General features: G+C 70.2%; 11 protein-coding genes. 6 read left to right on the top strand and 5 right to left on the bottom strand.

The genetic code is table 11. The features are described from left to right. Positions 1–565: 565 nt before the first annotated feature. The 3 genes from AB0B90_RS03340 to AB0B90_RS03330 form a co-directional block, all read right to left on the bottom strand. Complete coding sequence (locus AB0B90_RS03340) at positions 566–2,194, bottom strand: heparinase II/III family protein (RefSeq protein ID WP_362920520.1); 1,629 nt, start codon at positions 2,192–2,194, stop codon at positions 566–568. A 260-nt stretch (positions 2,195–2,454) separates the two neighbouring features. Beyond that, positions 2,455–3,498 (bottom strand): CU044_5270 family protein, encoded by a 1,044-nt coding sequence (locus tag AB0B90_RS03335; RefSeq protein WP_362920519.1) that lies wholly within the window; start codon positions 3,496–3,498, stop codon positions 2,455–2,457. After that, positions 3,491–4,084 (bottom strand): RNA polymerase sigma factor, encoded by a 594-nt coding sequence (locus AB0B90_RS03330; protein WP_350944399.1) that lies wholly within the window; start codon positions 4,082–4,084, stop codon positions 3,491–3,493. Before AB0B90_RS03330 ends, AB0B90_RS03335 begins: the two co-directional genes overlap by 8 nt. Positions 4,085–4,393: 309 nt before the next feature. Here AB0B90_RS03330 and AB0B90_RS03325 point away from each other — a divergent pair, with 309 nt between their 5' ends. From AB0B90_RS03325 to AB0B90_RS03300, 6 genes are all read left to right on the top strand, one after another. Beyond that, complete coding sequence (locus tag AB0B90_RS03325; RefSeq protein WP_362920516.1) at positions 4,394–5,812, top strand: glutamate decarboxylase; 1,419 nt, start codon at positions 4,394–4,396, stop codon at positions 5,810–5,812. A 76-nt stretch (positions 5,813–5,888) separates the two neighbouring features. Then, entirely contained in the window at positions 5,889–6,755 is an 867-nt protein-coding gene (locus AB0B90_RS03320) for a class II glutamine amidotransferase (protein WP_362920514.1), read from the top strand. A 497-nt stretch (positions 6,756–7,252) separates the two neighbouring features. Then, positions 7,253–8,137: an NAD(P)-binding domain-containing protein gene (locus tag AB0B90_RS03315; protein WP_350944371.1), complete on the top strand. Its 885-nt coding sequence runs from the start codon at positions 7,253–7,255 to the stop codon at positions 8,135–8,137. A gap of 449 nt (positions 8,138–8,586) precedes the next feature. Then, complete coding sequence (locus AB0B90_RS03310) at positions 8,587–9,396, top strand: thioesterase domain-containing protein (protein WP_362920512.1); 810 nt, start codon at positions 8,587–8,589, stop codon at positions 9,394–9,396. A 241-nt stretch (positions 9,397–9,637) separates the two neighbouring features. Further along, on the top strand, positions 9,638–10,345 hold the full coding sequence (locus AB0B90_RS03305; RefSeq protein ID WP_362920510.1) for a restriction endonuclease: 708 nt from the start codon (positions 9,638–9,640) through the stop codon (positions 10,343–10,345). Between the two features lie 19 nt (positions 10,346–10,364). Beyond that, positions 10,365–11,435, top strand: a complete 1,071-nt coding sequence (locus AB0B90_RS03300) for a pyridoxal-phosphate dependent enzyme (protein WP_362920508.1) — start codon at positions 10,365–10,367, stop codon at positions 11,433–11,435. A 186-nt stretch (positions 11,436–11,621) separates the two neighbouring features. On the opposite strand, the gene AB0B90_RS03295 is transcribed toward AB0B90_RS03300, so the two are convergent. Together AB0B90_RS03295 and AB0B90_RS03290 are read right to left on the bottom strand one after the other, a co-directional pair. Continuing rightward, positions 11,622–14,138: a PEP/pyruvate-binding domain-containing protein gene (locus tag AB0B90_RS03295; protein WP_362920506.1), complete on the bottom strand. Its 2,517-nt coding sequence runs from the start codon at positions 14,136–14,138 to the stop codon at positions 11,622–11,624. Next, positions 14,135–14,965: a helix-turn-helix domain-containing protein gene (locus AB0B90_RS03290; protein WP_362920504.1), complete on the bottom strand. Its 831-nt coding sequence runs from the start codon at positions 14,963–14,965 to the stop codon at positions 14,135–14,137. Before AB0B90_RS03290 ends, AB0B90_RS03295 begins: the two co-directional genes overlap by 4 nt. Between the last annotated feature and the right edge of the window lie 330 nt (positions 14,966–15,295).

The following is a 15,295-nucleotide window of genomic DNA, read 5'->3' as shown; positions in this document are numbered from 1 at the left end:
AGCCGATGACGGACGTCGGGTCCAGGCGACTTCGCCTGGACCCGACGCGTTTTGAGTTTCCCTCCAAGGGCGGACATCTCGTCTTATGGGACGTCGCGGGCGATCCGGTCACTCCTTCCGTCCGAGGAACCGCGCGCCTCGCCGTATGTGATGTCCCTTTCCTTGGCAAGCGCGGCATTTACCAAATGCGCCCTTGAAGGTTGTGGAATGCGATTCTTTTGACCTGTTGCAGGTTTTGCATCTCATGTATGGATGAAATGCGCAGGAGATGAGATATCCGATGATCAGGAGGCCTGCGAGGATTATGAGGGGGTGTACGGCCGGCTCGGGGGCTGCTTCGCCGGACGGAACGGCGGCGGGGAGAGTTGTGATTGGATGCACGCGATCAGATTTACACGGAAAAGAGCCTCGCATCAGGCGTTTCCGTGTGCGGGCCCTTCTGGATCGCGTATCCGGCATTGGTATGCCGATCTTTTTGTGGTCGGTACCTGTTGGGGGCGATTCGGCTCGGCCGCCATAATGATCACTCCCCCAGAGGTCGGTCTCGGACAGGGCGCGGTACCGGTCAGGGACGGTCGAGTGAGGGCGTGAAGGAGACGGGGCCGCCGGGGGTGCGGACGGTCACCCTTCCCTCGGAGAGGCTGATCTCCGGATCTTCGGCGCCGGGGACGATCAAGGTCAGCAGGGAGGCGGCGGGGGGAGAGAGCACCGTCACCGTGTCGGCCTTTTTGAGATAGCCGGTCGAGATCGCGCAGGGGCGCACCTCCTGGCCGCCGATCGGCCGGAGGGAGGGCATCGTGAGTTGCAGCAGCGTCACGCGCAGGCTCCCGTCGGCCAGCACCACCCTGCCGTCACGGCTGGAGACGACCCTGAGCGAGGGACCGAGGTGCCACAGGTTGCGCAGCGCCGACCCGGCGGGGACCGTGTCCAGTACGGCCATCAGATCGGTGCCGTGACAGACCAGGACCGAGCGTGTGCGCCGGACGCCGTACGCGTCGTCGGCGAGCGTGTAGGACTGGCGGGCGCGTTCCACGAACGAGTTCACGAGGCGGGTCGCCGTACCCTCGCGGAAGGTGGCGCCCACGACGACGGGAACGTTGTGCGCCTCGGGGGAGGTCGTCCACTCCCGGTAGGCCGTCCTCTCGTAGGAGTGGAAGCCCGCCTCCACCAGGATGTCCCGGCCGTGGGCGTGGTAGGTGACGCCCAGATGGTCCTCGTGGCCGTGCAGGCGGCGTCCGGGGCCGAACCTGATCGAGTAGTAGGCGGATCGCGGGTCGTCCCACGCCGTCCTGCCGAAGGCGTAGCCGCCGTCGAACACCTTCACCGTGTCCTTCTCGTGCGGGAAACCTTCCGGGCGTGTGTCGGCGGGGCTGTCACCGATCGGCACCAGACGGCCGTCGGGCTGGGTGGCGTGGCTGACGTACGCCTCCAGCGATGTCCGCCGCGCGGCGAGGCTCGCGGGGATCGCGGCCCCGCTTCTCCCGATCGCCTCCAGGGCCGCCCCCAGCCGCCGGTGAACGTAGAGGCCGTATCTCGGGGCCTGCTCGTGCAGCGCCCCCTGCGCGTCGATGGAGAGTTCCGCCGACTCGGTCATCCGCCGGACGGCCAGGTCCCTCCATCGTTCCCGCCGGAGACGGCAGCCGACCGCGAGCAGCGCGATGTCCTGGTCCAGACCGTGGTTGTGGCCCTGACGATAGGGCGCGGGGTCGGACAGGATCCCGCCGTGCTCGGCCAGGCTGTCGAACAGCCAGGTGGCGCGTACGTGCGCGCTGAGACAGACCAGCGCCGGTGCGCGCAGTGCGACCGGATGCTCGGCCCAGGCCCAGGGACTGACCCCGATCCCGCCGCGAGGGTTCTTCCTTACCCAGTCGCCGGCGATCTCCGTGGCGCGGGTGAGACACTCCTGCCTGCCCGACCGCTCGTACTCCCCGACCAGGCGGCCCATCCACCTCAGCGCGTGGAGGTTCAGCGCCCAGGAACGGTTGCCGTACGGGTCGGCGCGCCAGTCGATGTCCGAGCCCAGGTCGGCGGGGGGCAGGCCGACGAACGCGACCCGGCCCCGCATGACCTCGTCAACCTTGATCGCTGGGAACCACCCGGCAGGATAGACGACCGGGCCGTCCTGGGGCACGGGGGACAACGGGGCGGGACGCCTCGTGACCAGGCCGAGGGCCCTGCGGGCGCGTTGAAACACGTGATCGCTCCAAAGGGTGAGGTGCGGACGTCCTCACGAGCCCGCGAACGGTCGTACACCGGGATGGCCGGGCCGTTTCCGCGCAGCCCGAAGAGAACCGGTGAGCTGCGGGAGGGCCGGCGCGGCCTGAAGACGGCCGGTGGGTCAAGGAGACGTGACCGGTCGGGCGAGGCCCGGGACGTCCGGTTGGTTACGGGGATGTGGAGACGGTGACCGCCCCGGGGGCGTCCGGTGGGCTGTGGAGGCGGTGATCGGGCGGGTTACGGGAGTGAGGGAGGGGCGGGTTTGTCGTCCGTCCAGCCCGCCTCCAGGACCACCTCGACCTCCTCCTCCCCGGGCCCGCCCGCATCGGTCGAGGACAGCACCCGGGAACTGGCGACATCGATGATCAGCGTCCGCTGGACGAGGGCGGGAGCGGTCGGGGAGGTCCGCACGGTGAAGGAGAACGCGGCACCCTTCCTGCCCCGCTCGTCCCGCGCCGTGCCCAGGTAGCGGACGTTCGGCAGCTCCGCCAGGGCACGATAGGCGGCCGCCCGCACCTCGGGCGACGACGGCTTGCTCCACAGCAGACCGCTGAGCGCGTCCGCCAGGACGCCGCTGTCCGAACCGCGCGGCGCACCTCGCACCATCGAGGAGATCCGGTCCTTCAGCGCGGCGGGGTCGGCCGGAAGCTCCCGGATCTGCTCGAAGGTCATGTCCTGGCCGGCCACGCTGAAGGCCGTCCTGCCGGTGACGGGCTTGAGCAGGCCCTCACCCGGCGACGAGGACAGGGTTTCTCCTCCCGAAGAACTCCAGGACGGGGCCACGCCCGCCCACTCACTGGGAGACCCGTCGCGGCGCCACGCCTCGCTGTCGGCCGCGCTTCCCGGACGCGCCCCCAGCGTCCGCGAACCGGCCCAGATCCTGCCGTCCTCGGCGGCCCACTGCTCGGTGAGCCACGACTCCACCACCTGGTAGCGGTTCTGCCCCTTTCCCAGCGGCTCCGGGTGTGTCCTGCGGTGCGACTTTTTGACCCGCCAGTACGCTCCCGTCGTCGCGGGGTCCGCCTCCGCCCTGGTCGCCGCCGCGAGAAGGACCGACCGCCCGGAGATCTCGGGGGCCCGGTCCGCCGTCGTCGTCGGAACGAGCACGGCCACGATCAGGACCACGGTCATGGCGGTGGCGAGGCCGGTCAGCGCGACCGTCCACGGCAACCACCGGCGGCGCCGGGGTTCGGCCTGCAACCGCCCGAACACCCTGGCCTTGAGAAACGGGTCGGGCCGCGGCTCGCCGTACAGTTCGCGAACCTTCTCCAGCTCATCCACGATCGGTCTCCTCGGGTTCGAGCATGGGGTTGGTGCCACCCAGCGCGGCGCGCAGTTTTCTCCTCGCCCGGTTCAGGCGTGACCCGACGGTCCCGTACGGGATGCCGAGGGCGCCGGAGATCTCCTCGTGGCTGAGCCCGGCCAGGGCCACCAGGAGGAGGACGTCGCGGTCTCGCCGGTGGAGCCCGGCCAGCGCCGTCGCCAGGCTCGGCCGCAGGCTCTCCGCGCTGACCCGCGCCGCGACCTGTTCCTCGTGTCCCGGCGAGTCGGGGTCCGGGCCGTGGCGCCCGAGCGCGCGTAGCGTGCGCACCTCGACGCGACGTTGTTTGCCGATGAGGTTGGTCGCGATCCCGTACAGCCAGGCCCGCACGCCGGCGCGCGACGGGTCGTAGAGCGCCCGCTTGCGGAACGCGGTGAGAAACGTCTCCGCCACGACGTCCTCCGCGCTGTCGGCGCCGAGTCGCTGCGCGACGTAGCGGTGGATCTCGTGGAAGTGGAGGTCGAAGATCGCGCTGAACCGCTCGGACTCGACGAGGGAGAGCCGGAGGACCTCGGCGTCGTCCGCTGGACGATCGGTCCAGGACATCGTGGTCACGATGGTCTTCCCGTCATGTGCAACCCTTCGGACGCGATCAGCGGTCATCCCTCATCACCCGATCCGCCGATCTGCTTTCACGTTCTCGGCCCACGTTCTCGGCCCACGGTCCCGACGTACGGTCCCGGCCCACGGACACGGTCAACGGTCCCGGTCAACGGTCACGGTTTCCCGGTCAGGCGGTGAGGTCTCGGCGGGGCCACTGCGGCGAGGGTGTCGCGCGGCGGTGGCCTGGGTACCCCGTTCAAGGGGAAAACCCCAGCTCACAGCGGTTTGATCAGCTGGGGAAGGACGTGGACGATGCCTCTGAGGCGGCCAGGTCACACCGGGCGCGGAAGCCGGGATCTGGAGATCAATCCGATCTTCAGCCGGGAGCCCCTGCGGGTCCCGCGCCACGCCATGCCGGCAGGGGAGATGGAGCCGGAGACGGCCTACCAGCTGGTTCACGACGAGCTGATGCTGGACGGCAACGCGCGGCTGAACCTCGCGACGTTCGTGAGCACCTGGGCGGAGCCGCAGGCACTGAGGCTGATGGCCGAGTGCGTCGAGAAGAACATGATCGACAAGGACGAGTATCCACAGACCGCGGAGCTGGAGACGCGATGCGTGGACATCCTCGCCAGGCTCTGGCACGCCGAGGAGCCTCACCGCGCGACGGGCTGCTCGACGACAGGGTCGAGCGAGGCGGCCATGCTGGGCGGCCTGGCGCTCAAACGACGCTGGCGGCAGCGGCGCCGGGCGGAGGGCCGCCCAGACGACCGGCCCAACCTCGTCATGGGCGTCAACGTACAGATCTGCTGGGACAAGTTCGCCGACTACTTCGACATCGAACCCCGCTACGTGCCGATGGAGGGCGATCGATACCACCTGAGCCCGCAGACCGCCGTCGAGCGGTGCGACGAGAACACCATCGGGGTCGTGGCCATCCTGGGTTCGACCTACGACGGCAGCTACGAGCCCGTCGCCGACATCGCCGCGGCCCTGGACGACCTGCAGGCCCGTACCGGACTCGACGTGCCGATCCACGTGGACGGCGCCTCCGGCGCGATGATCGCGCCCTTCCTCGATCCGGACCTGCACTGGGACTTCCGGGTGCCACGGGTGGCGTCGATCAACACCTCCGGACACAAGTACGGGCTGGTGATGCCGGGGGTGGGCTGGGTGCTGTGGCGCGACTCCCAGGCGCTCCCCGACGATCTGGTCTTCCGCGTCAACTACCTCGGCGGGGACATGCCGACCTTCGCGCTGAACTTCTCCCGGCCGGGCGCCCAGGTGGTCGCGCAGTACTACAACTTCCTGCGGCTGGGCTTCGACGGCTACCGCCGGGTGCAGCGGACCTGCCGGGACGTGGCGACCCGCCTGGCAAGGGAGATCGCCGGGCTGGACCACTTCGAGCTGCTCACCGACGGCGGCGAGGCTCCGGTGTTCGCCTTCCGGGTACGTGAGGGAGTCGCCGGCTTCACGGTCTTCGACGTCTCCGCCGCGCTGCGTGAGCGCGGCTGGCTGGTGCCCGCCTACACCTTTCCCGAGAACCGTACGGACCTGGCGGTACTGCGCGTCGTCGTCCGCAACGGCTTCAGCCACGACCTGGCCGATCTGTTGATGGAGGACCTGCGCAGGGTCCTGCCCCGCCTGGAGGCGCAAGGCGGCCACCGCACCGCCGATGACGCCGGAGGCTTCGCGCACGGTGCCGGGAAGAGACACCGACACCACGGCTGAGGGTGTGCGCAGGCGCTCGCGTCGGCAGGGGGAGGGCCGGCGCGGGCGAAGGACAAAGTGAGAAGGAGACAGTGAGATGTGCCGTTTGTTCGGTCTGAGCAGCGCGCCTCGGCGTACGCGTGCCACCTTCTGGCTTCTGGACGCGCCGGACAGCCTCAGTGAGCAGAGCCACCGCGATCCCGACGGGACCGGTCTGGGGTACTTCGACGCCGACGGCACCCCGGAGGTGCACAAGGCGCCCATCGCCGCCTACCGGGACCGGTGTTTCGCCGAGGAGGCGAAGGAGGTGGAATCCACCACCTTCGTGGCCCACGTACGTTTCGCCTCCACCGGCGGCCTGGAGAGACGCAACACGCATCCCTTCCTGCAGGACGGGCGGCTCTTCGCGCACAACGGGGTGGTCGAGGGCCTGGACGACCTCGACGCGGAGCTGGGCGAGGATCGAAAGCTCGTCAAGGGGGAGACCGACTCCGAACGCTTCTTCGCGCTGATCACTCGCGAGACCAGGGCGCACGGCGGCGACGTCGCCGCCGGTATCGAGGCCGCGGCCCGCTGGGTCGCCCAGCACCTGCCCATCTACGGCCTCAACCTGGTTCTCACCACCCCGCGGGATCTGTGGGCGCTGCGTTATCCCGACACCCACCGGTTGTACGTGCTCCAGCGTGCCGCGGGCGGGTGCCACGGTGGCCGGCACCTCGACCAGAGCGGCACCGACGGCCGTATCCGCGTCCGCTCCCGCGACCTCGTCGGCGCCCCCGCCTACGTGGTCGCGAGCGAGCACATGGACGACCATCCCGGATGGAGCCCGATGGAACCCGGCGAACTGCTCCACGTCGGACCGGATCTCGTCCCCACCCGCCGGATCGTCCTGCCGGAGGAGCCCGCGCACCAGCTGAGCCTCGCCGACCTGCGCCCCGAGGCCGCGACCTCGCAGACTTCCTGAGAGCACATCACAGGGTGGCCGGCGTCGGGCTTTCCGCGCCGTTCGTAGGAGCCGGTCCTGCACATCGGCCCGACTTATACGCATAAATGCTCATCTGGAGCAGTGGCGACGGTCGTTGATTCTCTGCTTGCGATACAGCTGTTTCGCATAGCCGGAACGCTCATGGATGGAAAAAGGGGAGTCAGGGAGAAGGCAGGTTTTTGATGTCCTTTGCTGGAGGATGGTGTTATGGCGAAAGGGTGGGACGTCAAGGCTGATATCCGTGGAAATGTTGACCTTGCCGGGTGAGAACCAAATATTCGAGGTCATCGACTGTTCCCGCGTCCGCTGCTAATGTTTCGCTCGGCCGACGTATTAGCGCGACCGGCGATTTATGACTAATGGCGTAATTCGCCTTACATTCGGCACCGCACGGCGGTTCGACACCTTCGCCGAGCGGGCGGACGTCATCGAGGTCGACGGGGTCGGCATGACCTTCACCAGGATGGAGTGGTGCCATGACGGATGTGACGGTCGTCGGGACCGGCGTGACCGGCTCCGCGATCGTACGGGCCTGCGTCGACTCCGGCCTGGAGGTCTCGGTCTGGAACCGTACGCCGGAACACTCGGCGAGACTCGCGGGAAGGGACGTCCACCTCCACGCGACGGTGGCCGAGGCGATCGAGACCTCCCCGATCGTGCTGCTGTGTCTTCTCAACTACGAGATCACCCACGCGGTCCTCGACGAGGCCGGGGCCGACCTCTCCGGGAAGCTCGTCGTCCAGAGCGCCGGAGGTGTTCCCGACGACGTCGCCCCCCTGCGCGAGCGGGTGGAGGCCGCCGGAGGCAGATATCTGGAGGCCGCGATCCTCAACTACCCGGACGCCATCGGCACCGAAGACTGCTTCACCGTCTACAGCGGGGCGGCCGAGGACTTCAAGAAACTGGCGGGCGTGACCGAGGCGCTGTCCGGCAAGCAGGTGCGCCTGGGCGCCGACCCCGTCTACGCCAAGGCGTACCACGTCGTCTCCAGCGCCTTCCACTACGCGTTCCTCAGCGGTTTCCTCGAATGCTCGGCCATCGCGGAGAGCATCGGCGTCCCCCTCCACGAATTCGCGGAGTCCGTGCCGCTCTACGACCCCGCTTTCCGGAACACGATCTGCGTCGGACTCGGCCTCATCGCGCGCCGCGACTACACCTTCGAGCAGGCCCCGCTCACCTCGCACCTGGACGTCCTCAACAACCTGGCGGGCATCGCGGAGCGGGCGGGGATCGACCAGTCCTACCTCGCGGTGATGCGCGAACGCGTGCTGAGGGCGATGGAGCAGGGCTACCGGCGCGAGCACGTGGCGGTGCTGACCGAACAGTTCCGTAGCCGCCGAGCGGCCGTCCATAACCGCTAAGGGGAAGCATGCACGGGTTCGAACCGGTTGACGGCAGGGCGAGACGCGGTTTCCCGAGGCCGGGCGCTCCCGGCCCCGGCCTTCCCGACCCGGCCGTCCCCGGTCCTGGAATCCCGGGTCCCGGAGGTCCTGCTCCCGGAGGTCCCGGTCCTGGAATCCCCGATCCCGGAGGCCTGGGTCCCGGAATCCCCGGTCCCGGCCCGGGCCTTCCCGGCCCCGGTCCAGCGGGCCCGGATCCCGGCCCTCGAAGGCCAGGTCGTCCCCGTCCGGGAGCTCCTGATCCCAGCGCTCCCGACCTCGGTGTTCCGGGCTCCGGAGCCTCGGGTTCCGTTGCCCTCGGACCCGACCTCGACGTCCCGGGTTCCGGGACGTCGGATTCCGATGTCCTCGGACCCGATCTCGGTATCCCACGTTCGGGTGTCCCCGAATCAGGCGTCCCCGAGTGGGACATGCTCGAAGGGACCCTCCCGGCGAGCTCCCGCCTGTGGTTGCGCAGGCAGTGCCCGCTCGCCGAGCCTCGCCTGCGCCTCGTCTGTTTTCCCCACGCCGGAGGTGCCCCGACCGCCTACCAGGGGTGGCAGGACCTGTTGCCCACCGACATCGAGCTCTCCGCCGTGTGTTACCCCGGCAGGCAGAATCGCGTCGGCGAGCGACCGATCGACCGCATGGAACCTCTCGCCGACCAGGTGTGCCGGGCGCTGCTCCCTTTCGCGGATCGGCCGCTCGCCCTGTTCGGGCACGGTATGGGCGCCGTGGTCGCGTACGAGGTCGCGGTCAGGCTCGCCGGACAGTACCGGATCTCCCCGGTGGCGCTGCTGGTGTCGGCGCACGCGGCGCCGCACCTGTGCGCGGACGACGCGCGAAGGATCCCCGTGGGTGACCGTCAGCTCGCCCAGCGGGCCGCCGCCGCGGACCCGACGCTCCTGCGCTTTCCTGAGCTGATGGACCTGGCGATGATCGCGTTGCGGGCCGACCACGACCTCCTGCACGCCTACCGGCCCGCGTCCACCCCGCCGGTCATCGTTCCGATCACCGGCTACCTGGGGACGGGAGACCCGCGCGTGAGTCACGGGGAGATGCGCGCCTGGAGCCGCGTCGCGGCCTCCGGGTTCGAGCTGCGTACCTTTCCCGGGGATCACCGCCATCCGGAGGACGGGGAGGCGGCACTCGTCACCGACATCGCGGAGCGCCTCGCCGGCGTCGGGGGCGCGAGCGGGACGCTCCCCGAGGACTCGCCCGCTCCTCCCCGGAACGTGTGAGGTTCCCGGCACATTTCGCGCCCTTCCGGACCTCGACCCTGAACGGAGGGGCGCGCGGCATCGTCACGGGTGGGGCGCATCCGACGCGGCCGACGTGATTCCACGTCCGCCGGTTACGCCGAAGCGCGTTCCCCCTGAGGCACGCCGCCTCAGGCACGTCACCCTGAAAATTGTCGGTGCCCGTTGTCAGAGTCGGCAGGGTCAGCGGCAACGTTCCAACCTCGTCCCCCGGAGGTGCACGATGGCACGGCGACGGACACCCGCCAGGACGGCGCGACGGCGGGCTTCCGGCGGGCGAAGATCACGCCGGGGCAAGGACGACGGCGGCCCGTTCCTGTGGGTGGTCGCGGCCATCGCCCTCGTCGTGGTCGGGGTGTGGCTCGTCGACGTCGTCATCGCCAACTGGCCGCTGGTGATCGGTGGCACGATCGCGCTGATCGTGGCTCTGGCCGGGGCACTCCTGCTGCGTCATCGGGTGATCGAGGCCCGGGAGCGGGAATGGCTGGAGGTCAACGCGCGCCTCGAGATCGTCGACCGGATGACCGGTGACCGGTTCGAGGCCCTCGTCGAGGCTCTGTTGCGGCGAGAGGGCTTTCGCGGGGTGCACAGGGTCGGCGGCAGCGGTGACGGCGGTGTCGACGTCGTCGCGACCGCGCCCGGCGGCGACCGCTTCGTCATCCAGTGCAAGCGCTGGGGCACCTCGGTCGGTTCACCCCAGATCCGTGACCTCCTCGGCGCGCTTCACGCCTACCCCGGTCATCGCGGTGTGCTCGTCACCTCCGCGACGTTCACGGCTCCTGCCAGGGAGTACGCGGCGGGCACCGACCTGACGCTGATCGACCGCGCGCTGCTCGCCGCCTGGTTCACCGGGTCCTTCACCCTCGCCCCGCCCGAGCGCCGCGCATTCGGCCGTTCCCCGCGGATTTTTCGGTCACTGTCAGACCGGTGAATCGCACTAGATTGCCGTCATGAGTGGTGGCACGTGGGCGGTGGAGGCGATCGCGAAGCTGGACGGTGAGAGGGAACGGACCCCTCCCACACCGCTGCGCCGGTTCCCGCTGCCCGCCGGATGGGAGGTGCGGCTGTGGCTGAAGGACGAGTCCACGCAGCCGACGGGCAACCTCAAGCACCGGCTGGCGCGGGCGCTCTTCGCTCGGGCGATCACCGCGGGCCTGGTCACGGAGGGCACCACCGTGGTGGAGGCCACCGGTGGCGCGATGGCCGTCGCGCAGGCGTACTTCGCCCGGCTGCTCGGCCTGCCGTATGTCGCCGTCATGCCGAAGAGGTCGTCCGGGGAGGGGGTCGAAAGGCTGGGCGGGAGATGCCTGCACGTCGATCCGCCCCTCGCGATCTACGCGGAGGCCGCGAAGCTGGCCGAGCGGGTGGGCGGCCACTACCTGGACCACTACACCTCGGCGGCGGACGTCGACTGGCGCGGAGGGAGCCTGGCCGAGGAGCTGTTCGGGCAGTTGGAGGAGTGCCCGCGCTGGGTCGTGGTCGGCGCGGGCACCGGCGCCACCTCCGCGGCCGTCGGCCGCCACCTGCGCACCCATGACCTGCCGGGACGGCTGGCCGTGGTCGATCCTGAGAACTCCGCCTACTTCCCCGGCTGGGCGAGCGGCGCCGCCGACTACGGCACGGGCATGCCCTCCCGGATCGAGGGGATCGGCCGGCCACGCCTGGAGCCGGGGTTCGTCCCCGACCTCGTCGACCTGGTCGTTCCCGTACCGGACGCCGCGAGTGTGGCCGCGGCCCGCCGCGTCCGCAGGGACATCGGATCCCCGGTCGGCCCCGCCACCGGAACGAACCTGTGGGGTGCGCTGGAGATGGTCACACGCATGCGCGCCCAGGGTGTCGGAGGTGACGTGGTGACCGTGCTCGGCGACGCCGATCCGCGCCATCTGCGAACGTGCCACGACGACACCTGGGCCGCGGACAGGGGGCTGGACTGGCGGCCGTACGCGGAGAGGTTGGAACGACTGCTCGACCACGGCGGGCCCTGGCGGCCGGATTCCACACCGGAGGCGACCCCGAAGTGATCAGGCCGGGCGGCGCTGAGATGGTGGAGCCGGGCGGTGTCGAGGTCGTCAGGCCAGGGCGCGGGGTGGTCAAGCCGTGATGCCGAGGTCGTCAGGCCGGGCGGCGCCGAGGTCGTCAGCTCAGGGCGCCGGGGGTCGCCAGGCCGGACGGTGCCGAGGAGGCGGGCGTGTTCGGGGTTCCGGGGATCACCGCTCCAGGAGTTCGACCGTGCCGCGCTCGCCGTCGACCCTGATCCGATCGCCGTCGCGCAGACGCATGGTCGCATTGCCGGTGCCGACCACGGCCGGGATGCCGAGCTCGCGGGCGACGATCGAGGCGTGTGACAGCGGAGCACCCATGTCGGTCACCACGGCGGCGGCGCGGGGGAACATCGGGGTCCAGCCGATGTTGGTCAGCGTCGTCACGAGGATCTCGCCGGGCGCGAGCCTGCCGCCGTCCTCGGGACCGGCGATGACGCGGGCCACGCCCTCGACGACGCCCGGCGCCCCGGGGAAGCCGGTCACGGTGTCGCTCACCGGGGTGTCACCGCCCCTGGCGTCGAAGATGTCGCCGCGCCGGCCGGGATCGGCGGCCCAGCGTTCCGGATCGAAACGGCCGATGATCAGCGTGGGGTAGGCGGGCAGGGCCGCGTACCGTTCGTACGTCGCCCGCCGGACCGCCACCTTCGCGGTCGGGGTGTCGTCGCCGCGCAGGACGGCGAGGATCTCCTGGATCGACAGGAAGAACAGGTCGTCGCCGTGGCCGGTGAGCTCACCGGCACGCAGGACGAAGGCACGCAACGCCCAGAAGGCGCGGATCACCTCCGAGCGGGCCGATTCCCGGTCACGGACGATCGCGTTCCACCGCGCCACCCGCAGGCGCGTTTTCGCGACCTCGCGGGGGTGGCGCTCCCCGAAACGCCTCCAGGCCGCCTCACGCGCCTCCCGCTGGTGGTCGAGCAGCGTACCGGCGTGCCCGTCGCTCCCGGAGATGGCCGCGAGCTGCGCGTCGATCCACCGCGGGTCCTCGCCGGGCCGGGGGATGGAGACCTCGAACTCGTGCGCGCCCCGGTGCCCGTAGAGGCGGGCGAAGGTCTCCCTGTCGATCTCCCGCGCGGCCAGCCTCTCCAGGCCGACGATCGTCCCGAGACTGGCGAGCTCCCCGTCGGCGTTGGCGCCGGTGAGCATGGCCTCGGCGTCGATCTCACCCACCAGCGCGCGCAGCCTGTCGCGGGTCATGACCAGCGCGGCGCCGCCCTGCCGCCCGGAGGCCTCCAGGATCTGGCAGGCCTCGACGAAGTACGGAAGCAGCTCCCTCTCCCACAGCCCGGCCAGCTCGCCGGTCGTCGCGGTGGCGGCGATCCGCTCGCGCAGCGCCTCGCAGCGCCGTCGCGCCGTGGCGAGGAAACCGGGCATCCTCCTGGTGTTGACCGCGACCCGCCTGCGCAGGGTGAAGGCGAGCGGCAGCACGCTTCTGATGATCCGCAGGCGCGAGGCGGGCAGCAACGGTACGTCCAGGTCGCGCGGGAGCCTGCCGAAGACCTGCTCGATCGCGCCGAGCCTTCTCCGCATGCCCAGGGCGTGCGCCACCGAGAACGCGACGCTCAGGTTCATGTAGAAGCGTCCGCCGATGTTGCCGACCACGTCGAAGCCGGGCACCTTCGACGTCGACATCGCCTCCCCGATGAAGATCTGGACGAGTGACCAGGTGCACGGCGTCATCACGTCGGGGATGGCCTCGCCGAGGTTGGCGCCGGTCCACAGGTAGTCGCCGGTCAGGCTGTCGTTCCACTCCTCGACGGGCTGCCTGAGCCGGGTGATCGGGCGGGCCTGCACGACGAGGAACGTCTCCTCGCGCCTCACCCACTCCACGTCCATGGGCGTCCCGTACAACTCCTCGATCCGCGTCGCGAGCCGCGCGAGCCGGGTGACCTCGGCGTGGGCGAGCACGGGCCGGTGGCGCAGGTTCTCGGGTACGGCCTCCTCGCGGGTGCCGCCGGGGGTGCGGACCGTCATCACGGTCTTGTCGCCGACGCGCTCCTCGACGATCTCGCCGCGCTCCTTGGAGACGACGACGGTGTCGGGGGTCACCTGCCCCCCGACGACGGCCTCGCCCAGTCCCCACGAGGCGTTGATCACGACCTGGTCCCGCGCGCCGGTGACCGGGTTCGCGGTGAACAGGATGCCCGCCGCGTCGGCGGCCACCAGTTCCTGGACCACCACCGCCAGCGCCACGTCGTCCTGGGGTACGCCGTTCGAGGCCCGGTAGGCGATGGCGCGCGCCGTCCACAGCGAGGCCCAGCAGCGTCGGACCGCGTCCAGCAGGCCGTCGCCCCGGACGTTGAGGTAGGTGTCCTGCTGCCCGGCGAACGACATGTCGGGCAGGTCCTCCGCGGTGGCCGACGAGCGTACGGCGACCGGCACGTCCGCGCCGAGCCTCGCGTGGGCCGCGCGGATCTCGGCGGCGGTCTCCGCCGGGATCTCCCGCTCGGTGAACAGCGCCGCTATCCGCCGCGACGCCTGTTCGGGGGGCATACCCGAGACGGCCTCCATGATCTGGTTGTTCAGCCCGTCGCGGGAGACGAAGTCGCGGTAGGCGTCCGTGGTGACGTGGAAGCCGTCGGGAACCGGGAGTCCCGCGCGGGCCATCCGGGCCAGCGAGGCTCCCTTGCCGCCCGCCAGCGCGAGATCGGCCGTTTCGCTGTCAAGGGGGAGGGTCTTCACCGCGCGTTCTCCTTGTTTTCCTCGTGCTCCTCGAACTGGTCGGTCTCCTCGAAGCCGAGGGAGACGCGAAGTTTCCGCCGCGCGACCTCCAGGGCGGCGTCGACGTACTCCAGGGTGGCTCGCGTCACCGCCTGGGTGACGGCGGCGGCGGGATCGGTGGCGGTGGGGGAGAGGGTGACGGTGGCGGGGACGGTGGCCTCCATCGCGTTGCCGCCGGCATCGGCGACCAGCTCCGCCAGCCGCTCGTCGGACGGCCGGTACCCGGCGGGCATCATCGGCGAGACGGTCAGGAACCCGTACAGGACGGAGACGAACGTGGTCACGTGTTCGGCGGGCGACAGGTCGCTCCGTAGCGCGCCGTGTTTCAGCAGCGTGCCGAGGTAGGTCTGAAAACCGCCGCCCAGTTCCGCCTCGGCCGTGCCGTCCCACTTCTGGCGGGTGAGTCTGCCCAGCACCTCCGAGTCGCCCAGGATGCTCGCGCGCATCAGGGGCCTGCCGAGGAGTTCCAGGACGAGCAGCCTGAGCAGGTCGCGAAGCGTGGCCGGGCCGTCTGCGACATGCCGTCGCACCTCGGTGACCATCTCGACCCGCTCACGGCGCAGCAGTGCGACGAACAGCTCCTCGCGCGTCTTCCAGTGCAGGTAGATCGTGCCCTTGGCGACCCCGGCCCGCTTGGCGATGTCCTCGACGGTGGTCTTGTCGTACCCCCAGCGCAGGACGAGGTCGGCGGTGGCGTCCAGGATGCGGTGCGCCCGCGCGAGCCGCTGGGAGGCGTCCTGCGGAGGTCGCCCCACCCTTCTGGTCTCCGGTTTCATGGCCCCCGTCATTTCCTGAAAGTTTGACCACATATCTGTATCCGGTCATTTAATTGATACCACGCCGCCAGGCGGGGGAGGAAGGCGGTGGGGGGCTCGGTAAGGACGGGGCCGAGCAAGGAGGAAGGCGGTGGCAGATTGTCGGGCAGGCAGTGAGAAGCGGTGACCGGTTGTCGGGCAGCGACACCTGCGTCAATGGCGGGGACGGTTTCCACGCGCTGTCGGGAAGCGACAGCCGGTCAACGTTAGGGAGGGTTCCCGCGTGCTGCCGGGAAGGCATACCTGGTCAACGGTGGGGACGGTTCCCACCGGTTGTCGGGAAGCGACACCCGTTCAACGTTC

Source organism: Streptosporangium sp. NPDC049078 (assembly GCF_040648855.1).
In the GTDB taxonomy this organism is placed as follows: domain Bacteria; phylum Actinomycetota; class Actinomycetes; order Streptosporangiales; family Streptosporangiaceae; genus Streptosporangium.
The sequence above is the reverse complement of the archived record's forward strand: the minus strand, read 5'-3'. Positions and strand labels throughout refer to the sequence as shown.

What these genes read in the sequence shown, in the direction of transcription:
- AB0B90_RS03330 (WP_350944399.1), bottom strand. Translation starts at nt 4,084, where the DNA reads ATGTCCTGGACCGATCGTCCAGCGGACGACGCCGAGGTCCTCCGGCTC.
- AB0B90_RS03325 (WP_362920516.1), top strand. Translation starts at nt 4,394, where the DNA reads ATGCCTCTGAGGCGGCCAGGTCACACCGGGCGCGGAAGCCGGGATCTG.
- AB0B90_RS03320 (WP_362920514.1), top strand. Translation starts at nt 5,889, where the DNA reads ATGTGCCGTTTGTTCGGTCTGAGCAGCGCGCCTCGGCGTACGCGTGCC.
- AB0B90_RS03315 (WP_350944371.1), top strand. Translation starts at nt 7,253, where the DNA reads ATGACGGATGTGACGGTCGTCGGGACCGGCGTGACCGGCTCCGCGATC.
- AB0B90_RS03310 (WP_362920512.1), top strand. Translation starts at nt 8,587, where the DNA reads ATGCTCGAAGGGACCCTCCCGGCGAGCTCCCGCCTGTGGTTGCGCAGG.
- AB0B90_RS03305 (WP_362920510.1), top strand. Translation starts at nt 9,638, where the DNA reads ATGGCACGGCGACGGACACCCGCCAGGACGGCGCGACGGCGGGCTTCC.
- AB0B90_RS03300 (WP_362920508.1), top strand. Translation starts at nt 10,365, where the DNA reads ATGAGTGGTGGCACGTGGGCGGTGGAGGCGATCGCGAAGCTGGACGGT.
- AB0B90_RS03290 (WP_362920504.1), bottom strand. Translation starts at nt 14,965, where the DNA reads ATGACGGGGGCCATGAAACCGGAGACCAGAAGGGTGGGGCGACCTCCG.